The organism is Flavobacterium johnsoniae (assembly GCF_030388325.1).
Taxonomy (GTDB): Bacteria; Bacteroidota; Bacteroidia; order Flavobacteriales; family Flavobacteriaceae; genus Flavobacterium; species Flavobacterium johnsoniae_C.
This window is the reverse complement of record NZ_CP103794.1, coordinates 1,353,330-1,378,510: the sequence shown is the minus strand read 5'-3', so window position 1 is coordinate 1,378,510 and position 25,181 is coordinate 1,353,330. Positions and strand designations below refer to the sequence as shown.

Sequence of the window (25,181 nt, the reverse complement as noted above, 5' to 3'; positions counted from 1 at the left end):
TAATTTTATTTGAAATTCTTAAAATTATCTAAAAAATACACGTTTTACACGCTGCGAAATACTGGTCATTATCTCATACGGAATTGTTTTTAAAGCCTCAGCCATCTCAATAACGGTTGGGCTTTCGCCGAAAATAATTACAGAATCGCCTTCTTTACAATCTATTTCTGTCACGTTTACCATCAGCATATCCATACAAACACTTCCGACAATTTTGGCTTTTTGATTTTTTATTACTACAAAACCGACTTCATTTCCCCATAACCTTGCAATTCCGTCAGCATAACCAATTGGAATTGTGGCAATTTTAGTTTCTTTTTCTGCCATAAAACGGCGTCCGTAACCCACGCTATCGCCCGCGGGAATCGTTCTAACTTGAGAAATAATCGACTTTAAAGTTCCAACATTTTCCAAATATTTTTGTTCTGATGAATCGTTGGAAACTCCGTATAAACCAATTCCTAAACGTACCATATTATATTGTGCCTTTGGAAAATTGCTGATTCCAGATGTATTTAAAATATGGCGAATTGGATTGATATTCAATTCTGAAATCAATCTTGAAGATAATTTTTCAAACAAAGCAATTTGCTGATTGACAAAATCATAATGTTTTGGATCGTCGCTGGTTGCTAAATGCGAAAGTACACTTTGAACTCGAACGGTCGAATTTCCTTTTAAAGTATTAATTAATTCTTGAAGCGTATTTTCTTCAAAACCTAAACGATGCATTCCGGTATCAATTTTAATATGAATTGGAAAATCTTTCAGATTCTTTTCACGAGCAATTTTCAAAAAGGCATTTAAACCTTTTATACTGTAAATTTCAGGTTCTAATTGATATTGAATGATAGATGGAAAACTTGTCGATTCTGGATTTAAAACCATTATTGGCAATTTTATTCCGCCATTTTTCAACGAAATTCCTTCATCCGCGAAAGCGACACCTAAATAATCTACTTTATGATGTTCTAATAATTTGGCAATCTCCAAACCTCCGTTTCCGTAACCAAAAGCTTTTACCATGACCATCATTTTGACGTTTGGAGCCAGTTTTGACTTGAAATAATTGAAGTTATGACTAATGGCATCCAGATTAATTTCGAGAACTGTTTCATGCGTTTTCTCTTCCAGAAGCGACACAATTTCTTCAAAATGAAAAGATCTTGCGCCTTTTACCAAAATAGTTTCATTGTGAAAATTTAAACTTTCAATGGCATCAATAAATTCATTTTTAGTTGGAAAAATAATAATGTTTGAAAATTTATCCGCGAAAGCACTAATAGTTTCTCCAATTCCGATGACGCGATTTATTTTATTAGAAGCAATTAAATCGGCTACTTTCGAATAAAGTTCTTCGTTAGAAAAACCACTTTGAAAAATATCCGACAAAATAACGGTTTTAGACGCGTTCTTCTTTTGGCTTTCTAAAAAATCCAAAGCGATTTTTAAAGACTGAAAATCAGAACTGTAACTATCATCAATAATACTGCAATTGTTAATTCCGTTTTTTACTTCCAAACGCATTTGAACGGGATACAGCATTTCGATTCTATTCTGAATCGTAGTTTGATCGTAATTAAAATGAAGTAAAACCAATAAACAAGAAATCGCATTTTCTACCGAAGCAGAATCGCTAAATGGAATTTCTAAATTGAAATTTTCCTTTTTGTATCGGTATTCAATTTGTGTATGATCGTTTTTGATTTCTTTTTTCTGAACAAAAACATCTGCACTTTTATCTGTAAAACTCCATGAAAAAAGTTTTCGCGGATGAGTCATATATTCTGCTACAAATTGAGTCAAACAAGAATCTACAACTTCATTTTTTTGATAAATAATAATTGGACAGTCTTTGAACAAAAGCAGTTTTTCATCAATCTTCTGAACTAAATTTAAAAAACCTTCATCGTGCGCCGAACCAATGCTGGTTAAAATTCCGATATTGGGTTTGATGATTTTCTCCAATTTAGCCATTTCGTTTACCGTAGAAATTCCGGCTTCAAAAATTCCTAAATTGTGATTTTCATTAATTGAAATCACAGAAAGCGGAACCCCAACTTGAGAATTATAGCTTTTTGGACTTCTAACTATATTGTAATCTGGGCTCAGCAAAAAGTTAAGCCATTCTTTTACAATCGTTTTTCCGTTACTTCCTGTTAAGCCGATAATTGGAAAATGAAAAAGATTTCTATAATATCCTGCAAATTCCTGAAGTGCATTTAAGGTGTTTTCTACAACCAAAAAATTAGCTTTTTCAGTACAATTTTCTGGAATATATTGCACCACAAAATTCTGAACCCCTTTTTCGATTAAATCAGGAATAAATAAATGAGCATCGTTGTTTACGCCAGACAAAGCAAAAAATAAAGTTTGCGATCCGTTTTGCAGCGAACGGCTGTCAATTGAAATATGATCAATTAAAACAGCTTCTTTTGAGCCAATAAATTTGGCATTTATAACTGAGATTAGGTCTTTTGAATTTATGCTCATTTAGAAATTTCTTTTTTTCAAAATTAAAACATTAAAGATAGAAAAGAGTTGTGATATTCTTAAAAAATAAAGCCGCTGTTCTTCCTTATTTATATTTCTGTATATTTGTTTTTATACAACAAATTTGAGCCTTTTGAAAAATATACTTCCTATTTTCTCTTATATTTTACATCCGATTTTTATATCGGTTTACGCCACATTGTTTTATTTGTATGCCGCTGGAGACATTTTTAGTACGCAAGAAAAATATTTTGTTTTAATACAGATTGCGGTAATTAATGTAATTGTTCCCGTTTTGTTTTATTTGCTTTTAAAATCAACAGGGCATGTAAAATCGATCATGCTGAGTCAAGTTTCAGAGAGAACAGTTCCGCTTATATTGCAGTGTTTTTTATATATTTTATTGGTAAAAAGAAGTATTGTAATTACTCGTTATCCAGAACTTCATTTCTTTTTTCTTGGTGCTTTATTCAGTACAATTTTAGCTTTAGTTTTTGTGCTTTTCAAGAAAAAGCCAAGTTTGCACATGGTTGCCATTTCTGGTTTTGCCATTTTTGTAATTGGTATGAATATTCACTTTCAAATGCATAATCCGTATTGGCCAGCATTATTGATTTTGTTATCTGGAATTGTAGCTTCGTCTCGTTTAGAAATGAATGCGCATACTTCGAGAGAAATTCTAATTGGACTGTTTACTGGAATAATGCCGCAGCTTTTGTTTTTATACTTGTGGTTATAAAATGTAAAAAATCAAACCTGCGTTTAAGGTTTTCATGTTGATCTTTTCGCCCGAAAGTGTGGTTGCCGAATTAAACAACGGACTTAAACCATAATACAGATAAACATTCCAAGTATTATAACCTGCGGAAATATAAGGTCCGTACTGAAATTTATTGATTGCCGCATTATTGTTTATTCTATATGTATTTTCGCCATCGTCTAAAATGGAAGAATTTGAAAACACATAACTCAATTTAACACCGCCGTAAATACGCCAGAATTTGGTGCTTTCGTAAGTTGAATTTCGCCATCTAAATTCTATCGGAAGATCTACGGAATATTGTCTGTATCGATTAGAAACAAATTGTCCAGAATCGTTTACGCCGTATATAATCCCTCCTGACGCATCTCGAGAAATAGTTAAATTCTGATAATAATTCTGATAACTTAATCCTAAACCTGTCGCAATAGCAATAGTTCTTGATTTATTAATTGGCATATCACGAAGAAAACCTCCAGAAAGTCCGAGAGAGAACTTATTTTGCTTAAAATCAACCGGAATATCAGTAAACATATTATAAGTTACCGAAAAATAAAACTGATCCTCTCGATATAAAGAATCTATTTTTACTACTGGTTTTATCTCAGGTTTAACTGCTTCCTGTGCAAAAGAGTTAAAAAAACTAAGTAAAAATAAACAGCTGAAAATAATTCGCATATCGTAAGTTTGGTTTTAGAGATATTTAAAAATAAACGTTTTGTAAGTATATTTATTTCAAATACAAATATAATATAATGGTTTCTCTAGTCGCTAGAAGAAATAAAAATATTCTCTTTTTAATGCTTCACAAAATTAATTGCTGCGTTTTTTTCAATAAACAAGCTTACAAAGGCAAAAAATAAATTAATTTTCTATTTAATCTTTATACCTTTGCGGAGTATGAAAAGAAAGCAGCTCATATTAAGTTTGTCTTTTGCTGTGACAATATTGTTCTCGATATTGTTTCAGTCGATACACAGTTATGAGCATATTGTAAAACAGCTTTCAGAAAAACAATGTCATCATAATTACAATGATCCAAGTGGCGAAATAACGCACCAGCATCATGATTTTGAGGTTTGTTTTGTTTGCAATTTTGCTTTTGGAAGTTACATTGTTCCAGAAACTTTTCAATTTCAATTTCATTCTTTTGAAAAAGAAATTCCCTATTTCTTCCCAGTTTCAGAGAAGATTTTTTCTATTTCAGCTACTTCGTATTTCTTACGAGGACCACCTTTAGTTATAGTTTCCTAAGTTTCGATTATTCGAAAAAAATCACATTTCTTTTTATTAAAATTCAAATAAACATTGAGTTTCCTAATCCTATATTTTCAATCTAGGATTAGAATGCTTTATTGTTGGTTTTTGGTTTTCATTCTAAGAAAAAAATCAAATTAACTATAGCATCATTTTCAAATGAAAAAATTTATAATTGCCCTTATTTTAGGGTTTTCGGGCATGCTTTCTGCTCAAAATTCGGTTTCAGGAACGGTAACTGATAACCAAAATCAACCTTTGCCAGGAGTTTCTGTTTACGTTCCAGAATTACATAAAGGAACGACAACAGACGCAAACGGAAAATACGAATTGAACAATCTTCCGAACGGAGCTTTACGCCTTGCTTTTACTTATGTTGGGTATGCCAATCAAAATAAAACGATTGTTAAGTTATTAAAACAAAACACCTTAGACATTACTCTTGAAGAATCGATTTTAGAAATGGATGAAGTCGTAGTTTCTACTCCTTTCAACAAATTGCAATCGCAAAACGTAATGAAAATCGAACACGAAAGCATTAAAACTTTACAGCAAAAAGGCACTTCAACTTTAATTGAAGGTTTAGCGACAATTCCTGGAGTTTCGCAAATTTCAACAGGAACTTCAATCGGGAAACCAGTTATTCGTGGACTTAGCGGAAATCGTGTTTTGGTTTATTCTCAAGGTGTTCGCATCGAAAATCAACAGTTTGGAGACGAACATGGCTTGGGTTTAAATGATGGCGGAATTGAAAGTGTCGAAGTCATTAAAGGCCCAGCTTCTTTATTGTATGGTTCTGATGCTTTGGGAGGAGTTCTATATTTTAATCCTGAAAAATTTGCCGATGCTGGCGATTTTAAAGCTAATTTCAGTCAAAAATATTTTACGAATACACAAGGAAGCAACTCTTCAATCGGATTAAAAACATCTACCGATAATTGGAAATTCTTAGTTAGAGGAGGATATAACACGCATTCTGATTACAAAATTGCAGATGGCGACCGCGTAACAAATTCACGTTACAACGAAACTGATTTTAAAACCGGAATTGGGTACAGCAACTCCACTTTTTCTAGCGTTTTAAGATACAATTACAATAAATTGGATATTGGAATTCCAGAAGACGGAATTGCAGAACAATCTTCAAGCAAAGACACACAATTTCCGAGACAAGGAATTTTCAATCATTTGTTGAGTTTGAATAATGTTATCTTTTTTGAAAACTCAAAATTAGATGTTGATTTAGGATATATCGCAAACGACAGAAGCGAATTTGAAGACAGCAATGAAGCTTCTCTTCACATGAAATTGAACACTTTCAATTATAATGCAAAATACCATTTTCCAAAATTCGGAAAAATTGAAACTATTGTTGGGGTTCAAGGAATGCATCAAACAAACAAGAATTCTGGTGAAGAATATTTAATTCCAGACGCTACAACAAACGATTTTGGAGTTTTTGGAACGGCTAATTACGAATGGAACAGCAATGTTTTGCAAGCTGGATTACGTTTTGACAACAGAAATGTTACTTCAATCGCACACGGAACGGAAGGCGAAGAAGGGTATTTCTTGCCACTTGATAAATCTTTTGACAGTTTTAATGCTTCGTTAGGTTATAAAACAAAATTGGCTGAACCGTTAACGCTTCGATTGAATGTTGCGACAGGATTTAGAGCGCCAAACTTAGCAGAATTGACTTCAAATGGTGTTCACGAAGGAACAAATCGTTACGAAATTGGAAATGCAAATTTGAAAACAGAACAAAACGTTCAGACAGATTTGAATTTAGAATATAAAAACACGCATTTTGAGTTCTTTGTAAACGGATTTTACAATCACGTAAACAATTATATTTACACTTCGCCAACTGGAGAAATTCGTGACGATAATGATGTTTTTGCTTATGTTCAAGATAATGCAAAATTGTATGGTGGTGAAGTTGGTCTGCATTTTCACCCACATCCTTTAGATTGGTTGCATTTTGAAACTAGTTTTGAAACTGTGACAGGTAAAAAAGATAATGACGATTATTTGCCTTTAATTCCTGCAAACAACTGGAATAATACATTAAGAACAGAATTTAATATCAAAAATTGGTTAAGCGAAGGTTTTGCTTCTTTGAACGTTTCTTCAACTTTCAGCCAAGATAATGTAAGCGGATTTGAAACTGCTTCTAAAGGTTATACTTTGGTAAATTTAGGCTTTGGAGGAACTGTAAAATTGGGTAAAACGGCTTTCGATATTAACTTAAACGGAAACAATTTATTCGATAAAAAATATATTGCGCACCTTTCGAGATTAAAAACTGACGGTATTCCAAATATTGGAAGAAACATTGTTTTGGGAGTTAATTTTAACTTATAAATTTTATTTAACCGCAAATATCTCAAGGAATTTAAGCAAAGTTCTCTAAGTTTTATTTTATTAAACAACGCTTAAAAGAATCTCGCAAAGACGCGAAGTCGCAAAGAAATTTTAAAACTTTGCGTCTCTGCGCCTTTGCGAGATTAATATTGAATACTTTGCGTACTTTGCGGTTAATAACACAACAATCTCACAGAAAATACTATTTTTGTTACAACAGATAAAAATTAACTATGAAAAAAACTATTTTATTAATGGCAATCACAACTGCGGGAATTTCTTTTGCTCAAAACAAAATCAAATATCCTGAAACCAAAAAAGGAGAAACCGTTGATGTATATTTTGACACAAAGGTAAGCGATCCTTACCGTTGGCTTGAAGACGACAAATCTGCTGAAACTGGAGCATGGGTAAAAGCTGAAAATGACGTAACTTATGGTTACTTAAATCAAATTCCATTTCGTGAAGAACTTAAAAAACGAATGGAAAAACTTTGGAACTATGAGAAAATCGGTGCTCCATACAAAGAAGGAAAATTTACTTACTATTCTAAAAACAACGGACTTCAAAATCAATCTGTTGTTTACAGAAAAGATCAAAACGGAAAAGAAGAGATTTTCTTAGATCCGAATACTTTTTCTAAAGACGGAACAACTTCTCTTGGCGGATTAGATTTTTCTAAAGATGGAAACAAAGCTGCTTACGCAATTTCTGAAGGCGGAAGCGACTGGAGAAAAGTAATTATTATTGATGCTATTTCTAAAAAAGTTTTAGAAGATACTTTGGTTGATGTAAAATTCAGCGGTATTTCTTGGCACGGAAATGAAGGTTTCTATTATTCTAGTTATGAAAAACCAAAAGGAAGCGAATTATCTGCAAAAACAGATCAGCACAAATTGTATTTTCATAAAATAGGAACTTCTCAAAAAGAAGATAAAGTAATTTTTGGTGGAGATCAAAAAAGAAGATATGTTGGAGGTTATGTTACCGAAGATGATCGTTATTTAATTATTTCTGCTGCTAATTCTACTTACGGAAACGAATTGTATATTAAGGATCTGACTAAACCAAATAGTCCAATTGTTACAATTGTAGATAATTTTAATTCTGATAATTCAATTATTGAAAATGAAGGAACAAAATTATTCATTCACACTGATTATAATGCTCCAAATGGGCGCGTTGTTACTGTAGATGCAGGAAATCCAAAAGTAGAAAACTGGAAAGATTTCATCAAAGAAACAGAAAATGTTTTATCTCCATCAACTGGAGCAGGATATTTCTTCGCTAATTATACAAAAGATGCTGTTTCGTTTGTACAACAATACGATTACAACGGAAAATTAGTTCGTGAAATCAAACTTCCTGCGGTTGGATCTGCTGGCGGATTTGGCGGAAAAAAAGATGAAAAAATCTTGTACTACAGCTTTACAAATTACACAACTCCAGGAAGCATTTACTCTTTCGAACCAAAATCTGGTAAATCTGATGTTTATGAAAAACCAAAAGTTGATTTTAAAAGCGAAGATTACGAGTCTAAACAAGTATTTTATACTTCAAAAGACGGTACAAAAGTTCCAATGATTATTACTTATAAAAAAGGAACAAAACTAGATGGTAAAAATCCAACAATTCTTTACGGTTACGGAGGATTTAATGTTAGCTTGACACCGAGTTTCAGTATTTCAAACGCTGTTTGGATGGAAAATGGAGGAGTTTACGCAGTTGCCAATTTAAGAGGCGGTGGTGAATACGGAAAAAAATGGCATGATGCTGGAACGAAATTGCAAAAACAAAATGTATTTGACGATTTTATCGCTGCTGCAGAATACTTAATTGCACAAAAATATACTTCATCTGATTATTTGGCTATTCGCGGAGGTTCAAACGGAGGTTTATTAGTTGGTGCAACTATGACGCAGCGTCCAGATTTAATGAAGGTAGCTTTACCAGCAGTTGGAGTTATGGATATGCTTCGTTATAACGCTTTTACAGCAGGTGCAGGTTGGGCATTTGATTATGGAACGGCGCAGGACAACAAAGAAATGTTTGAATACTTAAAAGGATATTCTCCTGTTCATAACGTTAAAAAAGGAACTAAATATCCTGCTACAATGGTTACTACAGGAGATCATGATGATCGTGTTGTTCCGGCGCATAGTTTTAAATTTGCTTCTGAATTACAAGAAAAACAAGCTGGAGAAAATCCAGTTTTAATTCGAATTGACGTTAAAGCTGGTCACGGAGCAGGAAAATCTGTTGCGGCTACAATTCAAGAAAATGTAGATCTTCAAGCTTTTACGCTTTACAATATGGGTTTTAAAGCTTTACCTAAAAAGTAAGACTTTAAACTGATTTTTCTTAGCCACTAATTACACTAATTTCCACTAATTTAAATTGTGAGAAATGTTTAATTCGTGGTTATTTTTTTGCCACAGATTAAAAGGATTTAATGGATTTTTATAAAATCTGTGACAATCATTTTAATCTGTGGCAAAACTTCAAAAAATAATTCGTGGAAATTAGTGTAATTCGTGGCAAACCTTTTTTAAATTTGAGAAACTAAAAAACCAAACGATGAAAATTATAAAATGGGGAATTATCGGCTGTGGTAACGTAACTGAAGTAAAAAGCGGACCAGCGTTTCAGAAAGCCCCAAATTCTGCTTTAGTTGCTGTTATGCGAAGAGATGCAGCACTTGCCGAAGATTACGCCAAACGACATAATGTACCAAAATGGTATTCGAATGCTGAGGATTTAATAAACGATCCAGAAGTTGATGCCGTTTATATTGCTACTCCTCCATCTTCTCATAAAGAATATACTATTTTATGTGCTAAAGCCGGAAAACCAGTTTACGTAGAAAAACCAATGGCACTGACTTTTGAAGAATGCAATGAAATGATTTCTGCTTGCAAAGAACATAACGTTCCTTTGTTTGTGGCTTATTATAGAAGAGCATTGCCTCGATTTTTAAAAATTAAAGAAATAATTGATGACGGTAAATTAGGGAATATTCGACATGTAAATTGTGTTTTATATCATCCGTTTGAAGCGCGTTACGATGACGAGATCAATCTTCCTTGGACTGTTTTGCCTCATATTTCTGGAGGCGGAATTTTTGTTGATTTAGCTTGCCATACTTTAGATTTTCTAGATTTTGTTCTAGGTCCGATAAAATCTGTTCGTGGACATGCATCTTCGCAATTAAAAGCTTATCCTGCTGAAGATGCCGTTTCAATGTCGTTCTTATTTGAAAACGGAATTCACGGATCTGGAATATGGAATTTTGCCAGTTTTGAACGTTACGACAATACAGAAATTGTAGGCGATAAAGGAAAAATTTCTTTCTCTACTTTCGGAAATGATCCTGTTCATATTCAATATACAAATGGAGAAAAAGAAAGTATCACAATAGAAAACCCACTTCATATTCAGCAGCCTTTTATAGAAACCGTAATGGCGGAGCTTTTAGGAAAAGAAGGTGCTTCTCCATCAAAAGGAATTTCTGGAGCCAGAACAACTTGGGTTATTGATCAGGTTTTGAAGGAATTTAGAGCGTTTTCTAAATAATGTATTACATAGTTTTGTCATTCCGAGGAACGAGGAATCTCCGTTAGTAGCTCGACAAAGGTTAATGATTTTCTTTATGGAATTTCTTGTGAAGATTCCTCGTTCCTCGGAATGACAAACAACATGAAGAATTCAAAAAAATGAAGACAAAAAAAAGGATATTCTTTCGAATATCCTTTTTTCAAAAAACTATAAACTCTATAAAAAATTATAGACTGTATTTTAAACCAACTGTTAATCCTAAACCAGAGATTCCAACATAAGAACTTAACTCGTCCATTGGTTTTGTAGTATCAACACCATTAGGATTAGTTAAAGAATTATTAGAATTTGTATCTAATTTATCTACATAATTTGTATGAATTGCAGAATACGAAGCCGCTCTAAATGCCGTAGTTTCATTCAATTTATCTACACCATTTTCAGTGTAAGCTGTAGTTTCCTTAGATTTTCCATGAACTGTAAAATTACGGTACTCTAATTCAGCAAAAGCAGAAATATGTTTTCCTAATTTATAAGAAGTTCCTAAGGCCGCCATAAACCCAAGTGTTGGATTTGGTTTCACAACATCTTTTGAGTAAGCATCCGTTTTAGCAACTTGATTTGCTCCCACAAAACTTGTGTATTCTCTATTTGTTTTGATATCTAAAGTACCATGAACAGGAACAATAACTCCCACTTTAGTATAAGGTTCAAAACCATGTGCTTCTCCTAAAAACATTACAATTGCTGGAGCTAAATCAAAAGCTTTGATTTCTCCTTCAGCAGTAAAGTTTACGTATGTTGCAACAGTTGTAGTTGGGTTATAAGAAGCTAATCTATTTGTAGTTTGAGCCATTGTTTTTTCATTACTTACATAGTAATTTGCAGACATTTCAACTCCTAAACGAGTTGAAAAACGGTATCCAGCAGTAATTCCACTTCTAAAACCTTGTCCAAAAGATCCTGTAACACTTTCTCTAGAAACCAATCTATTATTTGATAATGTACCTGCATAAACATCTCTATTTGGCAATTGTCCTCCAACAACTGGAAATTCCGTTGAAGCTGTTTGGTTAAAATAAGATGCACCTAATTTGAAATACCAGCTTTCTGGTTTGTCCGCCTTTTCTGTTTGCGCCATTGTTGCCATAGAGCAAACTAGCATTCCTAATAAAAATAGGTTCTTTTTCATAATTTTGATTTAATTGATTTATACAAACTTAGAGCATTTTTAACATATTCTTAAGTTTGTAAAGTTAGACTTGGAACGAAATCGTTGTAATTTTGGGCAATATTACTAAAAAACTATTATGCGTGCATATTTTTAACACAAAAAATTAACATGTGTTTAAATTTTAACTGTTAAATTTTTAGTTCAGTTTAAAATTAATCTGCATTTTTTCTAATTCCTGTAATAATTCCGTGGAAATCCTCACTTTCAAACGACGGCTTGGCATCGTTAATTTGGTAACTACTTTTATTTCTTCAACTTCATTTACTTCTTGAATCTTTGTATCTTCCATTGCACTATCTTCATTTTCAGATTCAAAAACTGCATCTTCGGCTTCAAAATCTGCTGGAGTTTCTACCTCAACCAAACGTTTTATTTTTTCCAATTCCATGATTTCGAAAGTCACAGAATTTTCACCTTTATTCTCATTAAATAAATGACTTAGTTTATGAATAAATTCAGGATGAAGATCTTTAATATTTAGCAAGACGATTAGCTTTTTAGCGAAAGCTTCTAGAATATCCTGTAATTGACGAATTTCAACAAACTGCATTCTAGGATCTGTTTTTTTACCCGTATCATGATTTACCCAACCGTCTTTAATTAATATTTTCAAAAAGGCAAAATTGTTTTGAATCAAGAAATGACGGAATTTTAAATATTCTTCACCAAAAATCTTAAACTCGTAACTTTCATCATATCCTTCTAAATTGAAAGCCGCCCAACCTTTTCCGTTTTTGGCTACACGATGCTGTACGTTATTAATGATTCCCGCAAAATGTAAATTCTTTCCAACATATTCATTCATACTTTTCAATGCTTCCAATCGAGCATTACAGAAATATTTCATTTCGAATCTAAAATCATCAAGCGGATGTCCAGAAATATAGATTCCGACAACTTCTTTTTCCTTAGCCAGTTTTTCCATTGTACTCCAATCTTCACATGCTGGAATTATTGGCTCAGCAATCTGTACTTCGCTAGCTTCTCCAAACAAACTTACCTGAGATGAGTTTTCGTTTTCTTGAAACTTTGATCCGTAACGAATTGCTTTTTCATAAAACGTAATACCGTCACCATCATCATAAAAATATTGTGCTCTGGTTGTTCCTTCAAAAGAATCAAAACCACCTGCAAGTACTAAGTTTTCTATTGCTTTTTTATTAGCAGCACGCAAATCTATTCGTTTTGCCAAATCAAAAATTGATTTATATCTTCCGTCTTTTCTGTTTTCTACAATCGTTTCAACTGCTCCAGAACCAACACCTTTAATCGCTCCCATTCCGAAACGAACGGCATAATCATCGTTTACCGTAAATTTATAGTACGATTCGTTTACGTCTGGTCCAAGAACTTGCAACCCCATACGTTTACATTCTTCCATGAAGAACGAAACCTGTTTGATATCGTTCATGTTATTCGAAAGTACGGCCGCCATATATTCCGCAGGATAATGCGCTTTCAAATAAGCAGTTTGATATGCAATCCACGCATAACATGTTGAGTGCGATTTGTTGAAGGCGTAACTCGCAAAAGCTTCCCAGTCTTTCCAGATTTTCTCTAAGACTTTTGCGTCGTGACCTTTTGCCGCCGCTTGTTCAACAAACTTCGGCTTCATTTTATCTAGTACGTCTTTTTGTTTCTTACCCATCGCTTTACGTAAAACGTCGGCCTCACCCTTTGTAAATCCTGCCAGAGACTGAGACAAAAGCATTACCTGCTCTTGATAAACGGTAATTCCGTAGGTTTCAGAAAGATATTCCGCGCAAGCATCTAAATCGTATTTGATTTCTTCGTCACCGTTTTTTCTTCGAACGAAAGACGGAATATACTCCAAAGGTCCCGGACGATAAAGTGCATTCATGGCAATTAAATCTCCAAAAACAGTTGGTTTCAGATCTTTCATGTATTTCTGCATCCCAGGCGACTCGTATTGGAAGATTCCAACGGTTTCACCTCTTTGGAAAAGTGCATACGTTTCTTCATCATCAATTGGGAAAGTGTCTGGATCCAATTCAATTCCTGTTCTGTATTTTACCAGTTTAACAGTATCTTTTATCAGCGTAAGGGTCTTCAGACCCAAGAAGTCCATTTTCAGCAATCCGGCGCTTTCTGCAACAGAGTTGTCGAATTGTGTTACATATAAATCCGAATCTTTTGCGGTTGTTACAGGAACGTAATTCGTAATATCCGACGGCGTAATGATTACCCCACAGGCGTGAATTCCTGTGTTACGCATCGATCCTTCCAGAATTTTTGCCTGCTGAATGGTTTCTCCTGCCAAATCATCTTCATTGGCAATCGCGATTAATTCTTTTACATTATCAAATTCGTCTGAACGAAGCGCTTTTTTAACTTCATCTTCACTTTCAGAAATAAAACGCGCCAAATTCCATTTTGATGGCATCATTCCTGGAATCAGTTTTGCAATTCTATCGGCTTCAAATAATGGTAAATCCAGTACACGCGCCGTATCACGAATAGCCGATTTGGTTGCCATTTTACCATAAGTGATAATCTGCGCCACCTGTTTCTGACCGTATTTGTTAATTACATAATCCATTACACGTCCACGACCCTCGTCATCAAAGTCGATATCAATATCGGGCATCGATACACGGTCAGGATTTAGGAAACGCTCAAAAAGCAAATCATACTTAATCGGGTCAATATTTGTAATTCCAAGGCAATATGCAACGGCTGAACCCGCTGCAGATCCACGTCCTGGTCCTACTGATACGTCCATTTTTCTAGCCTCGGCGATGAAATCCTGTACAATCAAGAAATAACCCGGATAACCTGAGTTTGAAATCGTCATTAACTCAAAATCCAAACGCTCTTGAATCGATTCGGTGATTTCGCCATATCTTCTTTTAGCACCTTCCATAGTAAGGTGTCTCAGGTATTTATTTTCTCCGCGAACGCCGCCATCTTCTTCATCTTCGGGAACCATAAATTCTTCAGGAATTTCGAATTTCGGAAGCAATACATCTCTATAAAGAGAATATCCTTCAACCTTATCAATAATTTCCTGAATGTTGATAATCGCTTCGGGCAAATCTGCAAAGAGTTTTTTCATCTCGTCTTGCGACTTGAAATAATATTCCTGATTTGGAAGTCCGTATCGATAACCGCGTCCGCGCCCAATTGGCGTTGCCTGTTTTTCACCGTCTTTTACACAAAGTAAAATATCGTGCGCATTGGCATCTTCTTTATTTAAATAATAAGTATTGTTGGTCGCGATTAACTTGACATTGTGTTTTTGCGAAAACTCAATCAGGGTTTTGTTGACACGATTTTCATCTTCCTGATTGTGGCGCATTACTTCTAAGTAGAAATCTTCGCCAAATTGTTCTTTCCACCAAACTAAAGCTTCTTCAGCTTGGTTTTCTCCAATGTTCAGGATTTTACTCGGAATTTCTCCGTATAAATTCCCAGACAAAACCATGATATCTCCTTTGTATTGTTCTACAATCGCGCGGTCAATCCTAGGAACATAATAAAATCCATCAGTATAGGCAATCGAAGCCATTTTGGCCAAGTTGTGATAACCCGCTTTATTTTTAGCCATCAAAACAACTTGATAACCGTTGTCTTTTTTGCTTTTATCTAAGTGATTTTCGCAAATATTAAACTCACAACCAACGATTGGTTTTACCTCCGTTTCAGTTGGCTCTTCGCCTGCTTCAACTAAAGCTTTATTTTTTCCAGACGCAGCCTTGTTATGGTTCATAACGGCGCTCACAAAATGGAAAGCTCCCATCATGTTTCCTGTATCTGTCATAGCTACGGCTGGCATTCCGTTTTTAGCGGCGGCGGCAACTATATTTCCAATTCCAATAGTCGATTGAAGAACCGAAAACTGTGTGTGATTGTGTAAATGCGCAAATTTTGCCGCTTTAAAATCAGCTTTATCTTCTTCTGAAACAACATTTTGCTGTCCTTCTCCAGCTAAAGCTTTAAGCTGTTCTCTGATTTTATCAGAAGCTGCTTTTAAATTGATGTGTTTTAAACCAATTAATTTAAATGGCTCAGCATTTCTTTCTTGAAAATCTTTGAAATATCCTTGCGGAACATCTAATTCTTCTTTCGTAAAAACCTCTCTTCTAACCAATTCCAAGAAACAACGCGTAGTTGCCTCAACGTCGGCAGTTGCGTTGTGCGCTTCCGCGAAAGGCTGATCGAAAAGATAGCTGTGTAATTCGGTCAGTGTTGGCAATTTGAATTTTCCTCCACGACCTCCCGGAAGCTGCAATAACGAAGCTGTAACTTCGGTACAAGTATCCAAAACTGGCATTGAACTCATTTGAGATTCCACTCCCATTCTATGGAATTCGGCGCCCATAATATTGACGTCGAAACCTAGATTCTGTCCAACGATAAATTTGGTTTTACTTAAAGCGATATTGAATTTCTCTAAAACTTCGGCCAAAGTGATTCCATCGGCTTCAGCCAATTCAGTTGAGATTCCGTGAATACGCTCGGCATCATACGGAATATTAAATCCTTCTGGTTTTACCAAATAATCCTGATGCTCGATAAGTTGTCCCATTTCGTCATGAAGCTGCCAAGCAATCTGTATACAGCGAGGCCAGTTGTCAGAATCGGTGATCGGGGCATCCCAGCGTTTTGGTAATCCGGTTGTTTCGGTATCGAATATTAAATACATAGAGTTGTAAAAGTCAAATTTTAGGCTCCAAAATTCCAAATCTTACATATTGCAAAACATTGACAACATGAAACATAACAAAATGCGAAATGAAAAATCGGAGGAATTCAAATTTACGCTTTTTTTGGAGAAAGAAAATGGATAATTTCTTAAAATGACATTCTTATTTATTCGTCAGTTTTTCTCTTAAAAATCATAAAATTTGATAAAAAAACACTTCTTGGATGTCGTAGTATTTTGTTGTTTTATTGAATCTAAATAACGCCTTAAAAACTCTTTTAAAAGCTTTAAAAAACCCAAAAAGTGTTCTTTCTACAAATAAATCAAAACTAACAATTATTACTATTTTTATGCATTTTGTTAGATTTTTTCAATTAAATTCTTATATTTTATAGTAAATATGAGATAAATTTGCAAACTATTAAAACAAAAAACAAACAAGGAAAATTAAAGCCGAAAAGAAAAAATTAAATCAATTTCTTTATCATTTTTCTGTCAAATTTAATGCGCAAAAGCCGTTTAGCAATTTGTAAATTAGTTTGGGTATCGTATATAATGAAATATCGAAATTGACGCTTTTTTATCTTTTTTTACTTTTGTTTTGCTATTATAATGAACAGGGAATTGCTGTGGTTATAGAAATTACAATTAAAAAAAAATAAAAATGAGTAAGACATTATTTGACAAAGTATGGGATTCACATGTTGTGCGTAAAATTGAAGATGGGCCAGATGTGTTTTTTATTGATCGCCATTTCATTCATGAAGTTACGAGTCCTGTTGCTTTTTTAGGATTAAAATCAAGAGGCGTTAACGTTTTATACCCACAGCGTACTTTTGCAACTGCAGACCACAATACACCAACAATAAACCAACATTTACCAGTTCAGGATCCGCTTTCTGCTAATCAGCTTCAAGCTCTTGAAGACAATGCAAACGAATACGGAATTTCGCACTGGGGATTAGGTCATCAAAAAAATGGAATTGTACACGTAGTTGGTCCTGAAAACGGAATTACTTTGCCAGGTGCTACTATTGTATGTGGAGATTCACATACGTCTACTCACGGTGCTTTTGGAGCTATTGCTTTTGGTATCGGAACATCTGAGGTTGAAATGGTGCTTTCTACACAATGTATTATGCAGCCGAAACCAAAGAAAATGCGTATTAACGTAAATGGTCAATTAAGTAAAGGTGTTGGTCCAAAAGACGTTGCACTTTATATTATTGCTCAATTAACCACTTCTGGAGGAACAGGATATTTTGTCGAATATGCTGGTGATGTTTTTGAAAACATGACTATGGAAGGTCGTATGACAGTTTGTAATTTAAGTATCGAAATGGGTGCTCGTGGAGGAATGATTGCTCCTGACCAAACTACTTTTGATTTCCTTGAAGGAAGACTTTACGCTCCAAAAGGAGAAGCTTGGACAAAAGCTGTTGAATACTGGAAAACTTTAAAAACTGATGCTGATGCTGTATTTGATGCTGAATTAAACATCAAAGCTGAAGATATTGAACCAATGATTACTTATGGTACAAATCCTGGAATGGGAATTGGTATTACAAAACATATCCCAAGTGCAAACCAAGTTGAAGGCGGCGAGGAAACTTACAAAAAATCTTTAGCTTACATGGGCTTCAACGAAGACGACGTAATGATTGGAAAACAAATCGATTACGTTTTCTTAGGAAGTTGTACAAACGGACGTATTGAAGATTTTAGAGCTTTCGCTGAAATTGTAAAAGGAAGAAAAAAAGCAGATAATGTTACAGCTTGGTTAGTTCCGGGTTCTCACGTTGTTGAAGCTCAGATTAAAGAAGAAGGAATTTTAGATATTTTGACTGAAGCTGGTTTCGTATTACGTCAGCCGGGTTGTTCAGCTTGTTTAGCAATGAACGATGATAAGGTCCCTGCTGGAAAATATGCAGTAAGTACTTCAAACAGAAACTTTGAAGGTCGCCAAGGTCCTGGTTCAAGAACGCTTCTTGCAAGTCCAATTATGGCTGCCGCTGCTGCTGTTACAGGAAAACTAACAGACCCGAGGGAATTATTTTAGATTGCAGATTTTAGATTTTAGATTCCTCACTTTGTGGAATCTTCATCTAAATTTCTTCAATTAAAATTGATCAACATTATTTAATACAAAACACTTTTAGATTCTATGTTTTACGTTTTCAAAAAGAAAATCTAAAATCTAAAATCTAAAATCTAAAATCTAAAATTTCAAAAATGGCATACGATAAATTTACAATACTTACTAGCAGTGCAGTGCCGCTGCCAATTGAGAACGTCGATACAGATCAAATCATTCCAGCTCGTTTCTTAAAAGCTACAAAACGTGAAGGTTTTGGAGACAACCTTTTTAGAGACTGGAGATATAACGGAGACGATACTCCAAAAGCAGATTTCGTTTTAAACGATTCAACTTATTCTGGAAAAATCTTGGTTGGAGGAAAAAACTTCGGTTCTGGATCTTCAAGAGAGCACGCTGCTTGGGCTGTTTACGATTACGGATTTAGAGCTGTAGTTTCTAGTTTCTTTGCGGATATCTTCAAAGGGAACTGTTTGAATATTGGTGTTTTGCCAGTACAAATCAGCCCTGAATTTTCTGAAACTATTTTCAAAGCAATTGAAGCTGATCCAAAAACAGAATTAGAAATCAATCTTCCAAACCAAACTATTACTTTATTATCAACTGGACAGCAAGAATCTTTTGCTATCAACGGATACAAAAAGAACAATATGATTAATGGTTTTGACGACATTGATTATTTACAAGATATGAAAGAGGACATTAAAGCTTTCGCTGATAAACTTCCTTACTAAAAAAATCAGGTTCAGTCCTTTGAGACCCGACAGGTTTTTGAAACCTGTCGGGTCTTTATAAGTTAAACAACCAAGACAACACAACAAAAATTTACCTTGTAAAAGGAATTCAGATTATCAATATGGAAAAAAGAAAAATTGAAATAATGGATACGACGCTTCGTGATGGTGAGCAAACCTCAGGAGTTTCATTTTCTGCTGCAGAAAAACTTACCATTGCGCAATTGTTGTTGGAGGAATTAAATATTGATAGAATCGAAATTGCTTCGGCGCGTGTAAGCGAAGGAGAATTTAATGCCGTAAAAAGCATTACTTCATGGGCTGAACTAAAAGGATATACAAACAGAATCGAAGTTTTAACTTTCGTTGATGGCGGTGTATCAATTGACTGGATGAAAAGATCTGGAGCAAAAGTGCAGAATTTATTAACCAAAGGTTCAATGAATCACTTAACGCATCAATTGAAAAAAACTCCAGAACAGCATTTTTCTGAAATCGCTCAAATTATTGCTTTAGCGAAAGAAAATGATATTGAAACAAATGTTTATTTAGAAGACTGGAGCAACGGAATGCGAAATTCTCCTGAATACGTTTTTCAATTTCTGGATTTCTTAGCAACTCAGCCAATTAAAAGAATTTTGCTTCCTGATACTTTGGGAGTTTTAATTCCGTCTTTGACTTTTGAATTTATTTCACAAATAAAAACAAAATATCCGCAGATTCATTTTGATTTTCATGCGCACAACGATTACGATTTAAGCGTTGCCAATGTTATGGAAGCTATAAAAGCAGGCATTAACGGACTTCACGTTACCGTAAACGGAATGGGAGAACGCGCTGGAAATGCACCACTTGAAAGCACTGTTGCCGTAATTAATGATTATTTACCAGAAGTAAAAATCAACATTAAAGAAACGTCTTTATATTCTGTAAGCAAATTGGTTGAAACTTTTACGGGATATAGAATTCCTGCAAACAAACCAATTGTTGGCGATAATGTTTTTACGCAAACGGCTGGAATTCATGCTGACGGAGATAATAAAAACAATCTTTATTTTAATGACTTGCTTCCAGAACGTTTTGGAAGAAAAAGAAAATACGCTTTAGGAAAAACTTCTGGGAAAGCCAATATCGAAAAAAATCTTCAGGAATTAGGTTTACAATTAAATCAGGAAGATTTGAAATTGGTTACTCAAAGAATTATTGAACTTGGCGATAAAAAAGAAACCGTTACAAAAGAAGATCTTCCATACATTATTTCTGATGTTTTAGACAGTCATACTTATGAAGAAAAAATTACGATTCAATCTTACATGCTAGTTCATTCTAAAGGAATGCGCCCATCTACTACACTATCATTAAATCTTAATGGAGAAATAATAGAAGAAAATGCACAAGGAGACGGTCAGTTTGATGCTTTTATGAATGCTTTATCTAAGATTTACAAAAGCAAAAAATTGACACTTCCAAAATTAATTGATTATGCAGTAAGAATCCCTCCCGGAAGTAGTTCTGATGCGTTGTGTGAAACCATTATTACTTGGACAAACAACGGAAAAGAATTCAAAACCCGCGGATTAGACTCAGATCAAACCGTTGCAGCGATTATTGCAACGCAGAAAATGCTTAACATTATAACTTAATAATAGGTGCAAAGGTTCAGAGGAACAAAGGGACAAACGCTAAAATAGAGTTTTCATCCCATCACCTCTGAACCTTTGTTCCTCTGAACCTTAGAACCTTAAAAAATAAATATAGAATGAAATTAAACATAGCCCTTTTAGCCGGAGACGGAATCGGACCAGAAGTAATTGATCAAGCCGTAAAAGTATCAGATGCTATTGCACAAAAATTTGGACATGAAATCACTTGGAAACCAGCTTTAACTGGTGCTGCCGCAATTGATGCAGTAGGAGAACCTTATCCAGATGCAACACACGAAGTTTGTAAAAATGCTGATGCCGTTCTTTTTGGAGCGATTGGACACCCTAAATATGATAACGATCCTTCTGCACCAGTACGTCCAGAGCAAGGTTTATTAAAAATGCGTAAAGCATTAGGTTTGTTTGCAAATGTAAGACCAACTTTTACATTCCCATCTTTATTAGATAAATCTCCTTTAAAAAGAGAAAGAATTGAAGGAACTGATTTAGTCTTCTTAAGAGAATTAACTGGCGGAATTTACTTTGGTGAAAAAGGAAGAAAAGATAACGGAGATACTGCTTTTGACAACTGTGTTTACACAAGAGCCGAAGTACAGCGTTTAGCTAAAAAAGGTTTCGAATTAGCAATGACACGTTCTAAAAAATTATGCTGTGTTGATAAAGCAAACGTTTTGGAAACTTCACGTTTATGGAGAGAAACAGTTCAGGCAATGGAAAAAGATTATCCAGAAGTTGAAGTTACTTACGAATTTGTTGACGCCGTGGCAATGCGTTTGGTTCAATGGCCAAATTCTTATGATGTATTAATTACTGAAAACTTATTTGGAGATATTTTAACAGACGAAGCTTCTGTAATTTCAGGTTCAATGGGATTAATGCCTTCTGCTTCTATGGGAGCTGAAGTATCTTTATTCGAACCAATTCACGGTTCATACCCGCAAGCTACAGGATTAAACATTGCAAACCCAATGGCTACTGTTTTATCTGCTGCTATGATGTTTGAAAACTTCGGATTAATGGAAGAAGGAAAAGCGATGAGAGATGCTGTAAATAAAGCTTTAGAAGCTGGAGTAGTTACTGAAGATTTAGCAGACGGAGGAAAAGCATACGGTACTAAAGAAGTTGGTGACTGGCTAGCTGCGAATGTATAATAGTTTATTTTTGGTTTCAGGTTTCAAGTTTCAGGTTGTTGGAACGTGAAACTTGAAACAAATAAAACCTGAAACAAAAAAAAGGGATCAACGCAAATTGATCCCTTTTATATTTTAGAAAAAAAATATTAATATCCTCCTCTGTTTCCGCGGTCATTTCCTCCACGGTTGTTTCCATAACCTCCGCGAGAATCTCCTCCACGGTTGTTATTAAAACTTCTTCTTTCGCCTTCTGGTTTCGGCTCAGATTTATTTACAACGATTGTACGTCCTGCTACAACAGCACCGTTCAATTCGTCGATAGCTTTCTGAGCTTCACTATCATTTGGCATTTCAACAAAACCAAAGCCTTTACTTCTTCCAGTAAATTTATCAGTAATAATTTTAACAGAGTCAACTGCTCCATAAGCCTCAAAAGACTCTCTTAAATCTGCTTCCTCAATACTGAATGGAAGGCTTCCAACAAAAATATTCATAGATATTTATTTATAATAATAAGCAAATGTACTCTTATTTATATCTAATCAACTATATTATGATTTTATTTAAGTTTTTATTTTGATTTAGCAGAGAAATACTAGGCTCAGAAACTAATTATTAACAGGAACAAAGTTCGCACTTAGTTTTACTGGAATTTTATAAAAAACACCTTCCGAGAAACGCATTGTTTGCTTTTCGGCATTAGAATTATTATTAACAGCAGTAAATTTAAACGTTCCAGAAATAGTTTTATCAACGGTGTTGTATTCGGTAATTACAACTTCACCACTACCTTTTCCTTCTCCTGTAACAAATTCTTCTTCATGTCCTGAAAGTGTGTTTTGGTAAATTGCTTTTGAAGTATTGTTTATCCCTAAAACATATATTTTCTCACTTGGCTCCGGAAGCTGAAAACTTATTTTCTCATATCCAAGAGAACCTTCAATAATAAAAACTCCATTGGTTTCTGTTTTGGCCTCATAACTACGTCCTCTCCAAAAAACATTATCTTTTAGAGTTTGAAAAGCAGGATTATTAAATTTTATATCCTCTGTACAAGATGTGATGAGCAGTAAAAATGATAAAAAGTAAAAGTATTTTTTCATATTTAAAAATGAATATTACACAAAAGTACCGTTTTACAGCTAATTAACGTTTCAAAATTAAATCAAAATAGGATGAAAAATGACAAAAATTCACCTTAATTGCATTTAATGCATTTTGAAACAGATTATTCATAAAAAAATTATATCTTTGCGCCCTTAATTAACAGAGGTCGAGTACCTCAAAATTTAATCATAAGATTATGTCAGTAAAAATTAGATTACAAAGACACGGTAAAAAAGGAAAACCTTTTTACTGGGTAGTAGCTGCAGATGCACGCTCAAAAAGAGATGGTAGATACTTAGAGAAAATCGGTACTTACAATCCAAACACAAACCCAGCAACTGTTGAGTTAAACCTTGACAGCGCAGTTAAATGGTTACACGATGGTGCACAACCAACTGATACTGCAAGAGCTATCCTTTCTTACAAAGGTGCTTTATTGAAACACCACCTTGATGGAGGAGTTCGTAAAGGAGCTTTAACTCAAGAACAAGCTGATGCTAAATTAACTGCATGGTTAGAGGCTAAAGCTGGAAAAGTTGATGCTAAAAAAGATGGTTTATCAAAAGCACAAGCTGATGCTAAAGCTAAAGCTTTAAAAGCAGAGAAAGAAGTTAACGCTAAACGTGTTGCTGATGCTGCTGCTGCACAAGCTGAAGCTGCTGCCGCTGCACAAGCTGAAGAGGCTACAGAAGAAGTTGCTGAAGCAACTGAAGAAGCTCCTGCTGCTGAAGAGAATAACGAAACAACTGAAGCATAATTTTACTTAGCGATAATGCGTAAAGAAGAATGTTTTTATTTAGGTAAAATCGCTAAAAAATTTAGTTTCAAAGGTGAAGTCTTAATCTATTTAGATACAGACGAGCCTGAGTTATACGAAAACTTGGAATCAGTGTTTGTTGAACACAACAAACACTTGGTTCCTTTTTTTATTGAATCAAGTTCAATGCATAAAAACGACTTTCTGAGAGTTCGTTTTGAAGATGTAAATACAGAAGAAGATGCCGATGCAATTGTCGGAAATGGCATTTATCTTCCGCTTACAATGTTGCCAAAACTTTCAGGTAACAAATTTTATTTCCACGAAGTTATTGGTTTTGAAATCGAAGATAAACGTTTAGGTGTTTTCGGCAAAATAACTTCTATTAACGATTCTACTGCTCAACCTCTTTTTGAAGTTTTAAATGGCGAAGTAGAAATCTTAGTTCCGATGATCGACAATTTCCTTGTAAAAATCGATCGTGAAAACAAAAAGGTAATTATGGATCTTCCAGAAGGTCTTGTTGAAATGTACCTTTAAAAGAATATTCAGTTTACAGTTTTTGTTCAGTTTTCTATCTGAAATCAAAAATCGTTAATCTTCAATTAAAAATTAAGATGTTTCAATTCAAGCAATTTAGTGTCAAACAAGACAAAACTGCAATGAAAGTTGGCACTGATGGTGTTTTATTGGGTTCTTGGGCTCCAATTAATCATAATCCTTTTAGTGTTTTGGATATTGGTGCAGGAACAGGAATTATTGCTTTGATGTTGGCGCAGCGAACTCATGCTGAACAAATTGACGCTCTTGAAATTGACGAAGATGCTTACGAACAAGCAGTAGAAAATTTTGAAAGTTCTCCTTGGGGTGATCGTTTATTTTGTTTTCATGCTGGTTTAGATGAATTTATTGAAGAACCGGAAGATGAATATGATTTGATTGTTTCGAATCCGCCTTTTTATAGCGAAGATTATAAAACAGAAAACGAGCAGCGTGATCTGGCAAGGTTTCAAGATGCTATGCCTTTTGAAGAAATTGTGGAAGCTGCTGATCTATTACTTTCAGAAAATGGAATTCTAGCTATTATTATTCCTTTTAAAGAAGAAGAAAAATTCACTGCTTTGGCAAAAGAATTCGAACTTTATCCAATAAAAATCACACGCGTAAAAGGAACTCCAAAAACTGAAATTAAACGTAGTTTATTGGCTTTTAGCCGAAATGAAGTTTCTGAAATCGAAATCGATGAATTAGTTATCGAAATTGACAGACACGTTTATACTCCAGAATATATTGAGCTGACGAAAGATTTTTATTTGAAGATGTAAAAAAACATCTTTGTCAAAGCTTAAAACTTTGACA

Annotated in this window: 18 protein-coding genes; 12 read left to right on the top strand and 6 right to left on the bottom strand. The window is 34.4% G+C overall.

Annotated elements, in window-relative coordinates; translation table 11 throughout:
* Nucleotides 1-24 precede the first annotated feature (24 nt).
* Entirely contained in the window at nucleotides 25-2,493 is a 2,469-nt protein-coding gene (locus NYQ10_RS06125; protein ID WP_289879343.1) for a bifunctional UDP-N-acetylmuramoyl-tripeptide:D-alanyl-D-alanine ligase/alanine racemase, read from the bottom strand.
* Between the two features lie 133 nt (nucleotides 2,494-2,626).
* On the opposite strand from NYQ10_RS06125, the gene NYQ10_RS06120 reads away from it, so the two are divergent.
* Entirely contained in the window at nucleotides 2,627-3,232 is a 606-nt protein-coding gene (locus NYQ10_RS06120; protein WP_289879342.1) for a hypothetical protein, read from the top strand.
* On the opposite strand, the gene NYQ10_RS06115 is transcribed toward NYQ10_RS06120, so the two are convergent.
* Nucleotides 3,227-3,931: a porin family protein gene (locus NYQ10_RS06115; protein ID WP_289879341.1), complete on the bottom strand. Its 705-nt coding sequence runs from the start codon at nucleotides 3,929-3,931 to the stop codon at nucleotides 3,227-3,229. The genes NYQ10_RS06120 and NYQ10_RS06115 overlap by 6 nt on opposite strands.
* Nucleotides 3,932-4,153: 222 nt before the next feature.
* Between NYQ10_RS06115 and NYQ10_RS06110 the strand changes: the two genes are divergently transcribed.
* From NYQ10_RS06110 to NYQ10_RS06095, 4 genes are all read left to right on the top strand, one after another.
* Entirely contained in the window at nucleotides 4,154-4,507 is a 354-nt protein-coding gene (locus NYQ10_RS06110; RefSeq protein WP_289879340.1) for a hypothetical protein, read from the top strand.
* A gap of 162 nt (nucleotides 4,508-4,669) precedes the next feature.
* On the top strand, nucleotides 4,670-6,877 hold the full coding sequence (locus NYQ10_RS06105; protein ID WP_289879339.1) for a TonB-dependent receptor: 2,208 nt from the start codon (nucleotides 4,670-4,672) through the stop codon (nucleotides 6,875-6,877).
* 233 nt (nucleotides 6,878-7,110) lie between these two features.
* Nucleotides 7,111-9,219 carry a prolyl oligopeptidase family serine peptidase gene (locus NYQ10_RS06100; protein ID WP_289879338.1) on the top strand — a complete coding sequence of 703 codons (2,109 nt, stop codon included), beginning with the start codon at nucleotides 7,111-7,113 and terminating at the stop codon, nucleotides 9,217-9,219.
* A gap of 235 nt (nucleotides 9,220-9,454) precedes the next feature.
* Entirely contained in the window at nucleotides 9,455-10,450 is a 996-nt protein-coding gene (locus NYQ10_RS06095; protein WP_289879337.1) for a Gfo/Idh/MocA family protein, read from the top strand.
* 208 nt (nucleotides 10,451-10,658) lie between these two features.
* On the opposite strand, the gene NYQ10_RS06090 is transcribed toward NYQ10_RS06095, so the two are convergent.
* Both NYQ10_RS06090 and dnaE read right to left on the bottom strand, forming a co-directional pair.
* Complete coding sequence (locus NYQ10_RS06090) at nucleotides 10,659-11,624, bottom strand: outer membrane beta-barrel protein (RefSeq protein ID WP_289879336.1); 966 nt, start codon at nucleotides 11,622-11,624, stop codon at nucleotides 10,659-10,661.
* A 178-nt stretch (nucleotides 11,625-11,802) separates the two neighbouring features.
* The gene (gene dnaE / locus NYQ10_RS06085; protein WP_289879335.1) at nucleotides 11,803-16,332 is read right to left on the bottom strand and encodes a DNA polymerase III subunit alpha; all 4,530 of its coding nucleotides are present in this window, start codon (nucleotides 16,330-16,332) and stop codon (nucleotides 11,803-11,805) included.
* A gap of 664 nt (nucleotides 16,333-16,996) precedes the next feature.
* Between dnaE and leuC the strand changes: the two genes are divergently transcribed.
* The 4 genes from leuC (at nucleotide 16,997) to leuB (ending at nucleotide 21,976) form a co-directional block, all read left to right on the top strand.
* Nucleotides 16,997-18,391 carry a 3-isopropylmalate dehydratase large subunit gene (gene leuC, locus NYQ10_RS06080; protein ID WP_229353150.1) on the top strand — a complete coding sequence of 465 codons (1,395 nt, stop codon included), beginning with the start codon at nucleotides 16,997-16,999 and terminating at the stop codon, nucleotides 18,389-18,391.
* A gap of 173 nt (nucleotides 18,392-18,564) precedes the next feature.
* Nucleotides 18,565-19,161 (top strand): 3-isopropylmalate dehydratase small subunit, encoded by a 597-nt coding sequence (leuD, locus tag NYQ10_RS06075; RefSeq protein WP_232677551.1) that lies wholly within the window; start codon nucleotides 18,565-18,567, stop codon nucleotides 19,159-19,161.
* Nucleotides 19,162-19,283: 122 nt separating this feature from the next.
* Entirely contained in the window at nucleotides 19,284-20,804 is a 1,521-nt protein-coding gene (locus tag NYQ10_RS06070; protein ID WP_289879334.1) for an alpha-isopropylmalate synthase regulatory domain-containing protein, read from the top strand.
* A gap of 116 nt (nucleotides 20,805-20,920) precedes the next feature.
* Complete coding sequence (leuB, locus tag NYQ10_RS06065; protein ID WP_289879333.1) at nucleotides 20,921-21,976, top strand: 3-isopropylmalate dehydrogenase; 1,056 nt, start codon at nucleotides 20,921-20,923, stop codon at nucleotides 21,974-21,976.
* Between the two features lie 128 nt (nucleotides 21,977-22,104).
* Here the strand turns inward: leuB and NYQ10_RS06060 are convergent, their stop codons facing one another.
* Entirely contained in the window at nucleotides 22,105-22,452 is a 348-nt protein-coding gene (locus NYQ10_RS06060) for an RNA recognition motif domain-containing protein (RefSeq protein WP_289879332.1), read from the bottom strand.
* 114 nt (nucleotides 22,453-22,566) lie between these two features.
* Complete coding sequence (locus NYQ10_RS06055; RefSeq protein WP_289879331.1) at nucleotides 22,567-23,061, bottom strand: DUF6252 family protein; 495 nt, start codon at nucleotides 23,059-23,061, stop codon at nucleotides 22,567-22,569.
* 200 nt (nucleotides 23,062-23,261) lie between these two features.
* Between NYQ10_RS06055 and NYQ10_RS06050 the strand changes: the two genes are divergently transcribed.
* The 3 genes from NYQ10_RS06050 (at nucleotide 23,262) to NYQ10_RS06040 (ending at nucleotide 25,147) form a co-directional block, all read left to right on the top strand.
* Entirely contained in the window at nucleotides 23,262-23,822 is a 561-nt protein-coding gene (locus NYQ10_RS06050) for a 30S ribosomal protein S16 (RefSeq protein WP_289879330.1), read from the top strand.
* A gap of 15 nt (nucleotides 23,823-23,837) precedes the next feature.
* A complete protein-coding gene (gene rimM / locus NYQ10_RS06045; protein ID WP_276175538.1) occupies nucleotides 23,838-24,362 on the top strand; it encodes a ribosome maturation factor RimM in 525 nt (174 codons plus the stop codon).
* A gap of 77 nt (nucleotides 24,363-24,439) precedes the next feature.
* Entirely contained in the window at nucleotides 24,440-25,147 is a 708-nt protein-coding gene (locus NYQ10_RS06040; protein WP_289879329.1) for a tRNA1(Val) (adenine(37)-N6)-methyltransferase, read from the top strand.
* Nucleotides 25,148-25,181 lie beyond the last annotated feature (34 nt).

Excerpts from the sequence above, each read along its gene's own strand:
- NYQ10_RS06110 (WP_289879340.1), top strand. The coding sequence starts at position 4,154 with ATGAAAAGAAAGCAGCTCATATTAAGTTTGTCTTTTGCTGTGACAATA.
- NYQ10_RS06125 (WP_289879343.1), bottom strand. The coding sequence starts at position 2,493 with ATGAGCATAAATTCAAAAGACCTAATCTCAGTTATAAATGCCAAATTT.
- leuB (WP_289879333.1), top strand. The coding sequence starts at position 20,921 with ATGAAATTAAACATAGCCCTTTTAGCCGGAGACGGAATCGGACCAGAA.
- rimM (WP_276175538.1), top strand. The coding sequence starts at position 23,838 with ATGCGTAAAGAAGAATGTTTTTATTTAGGTAAAATCGCTAAAAAATTT.
- NYQ10_RS06100 (WP_289879338.1), top strand. The coding sequence starts at position 7,111 with ATGAAAAAAACTATTTTATTAATGGCAATCACAACTGCGGGAATTTCT.
- NYQ10_RS06095 (WP_289879337.1), top strand. The coding sequence starts at position 9,455 with ATGAAAATTATAAAATGGGGAATTATCGGCTGTGGTAACGTAACTGAA.
- leuC (WP_229353150.1), top strand. The coding sequence starts at position 16,997 with ATGAGTAAGACATTATTTGACAAAGTATGGGATTCACATGTTGTGCGT.
- NYQ10_RS06070 (WP_289879334.1), top strand. The coding sequence starts at position 19,284 with ATGGAAAAAAGAAAAATTGAAATAATGGATACGACGCTTCGTGATGGT.
- leuD (WP_232677551.1), top strand. The coding sequence starts at position 18,565 with ATGGCATACGATAAATTTACAATACTTACTAGCAGTGCAGTGCCGCTG.
- NYQ10_RS06090 (WP_289879336.1), bottom strand. The coding sequence starts at position 11,624 with ATGAAAAAGAACCTATTTTTATTAGGAATGCTAGTTTGCTCTATGGCA.
- NYQ10_RS06105 (WP_289879339.1), top strand. The coding sequence starts at position 4,670 with ATGAAAAAATTTATAATTGCCCTTATTTTAGGGTTTTCGGGCATGCTT.
- NYQ10_RS06040 (WP_289879329.1), top strand. The coding sequence starts at position 24,440 with ATGTTTCAATTCAAGCAATTTAGTGTCAAACAAGACAAAACTGCAATG.
- NYQ10_RS06115 (WP_289879341.1), bottom strand. The coding sequence starts at position 3,931 with ATGCGAATTATTTTCAGCTGTTTATTTTTACTTAGTTTTTTTAACTCT.
- dnaE (WP_289879335.1), bottom strand. The coding sequence starts at position 16,332 with ATGTATTTAATATTCGATACCGAAACAACCGGATTACCAAAACGCTGG.
- NYQ10_RS06055 (WP_289879331.1), bottom strand. The coding sequence starts at position 23,061 with ATGAAAAAATACTTTTACTTTTTATCATTTTTACTGCTCATCACATCT.
- NYQ10_RS06060 (WP_289879332.1), bottom strand. The coding sequence starts at position 22,452 with ATGAATATTTTTGTTGGAAGCCTTCCATTCAGTATTGAGGAAGCAGAT.
- NYQ10_RS06050 (WP_289879330.1), top strand. The coding sequence starts at position 23,262 with ATGTCAGTAAAAATTAGATTACAAAGACACGGTAAAAAAGGAAAACCT.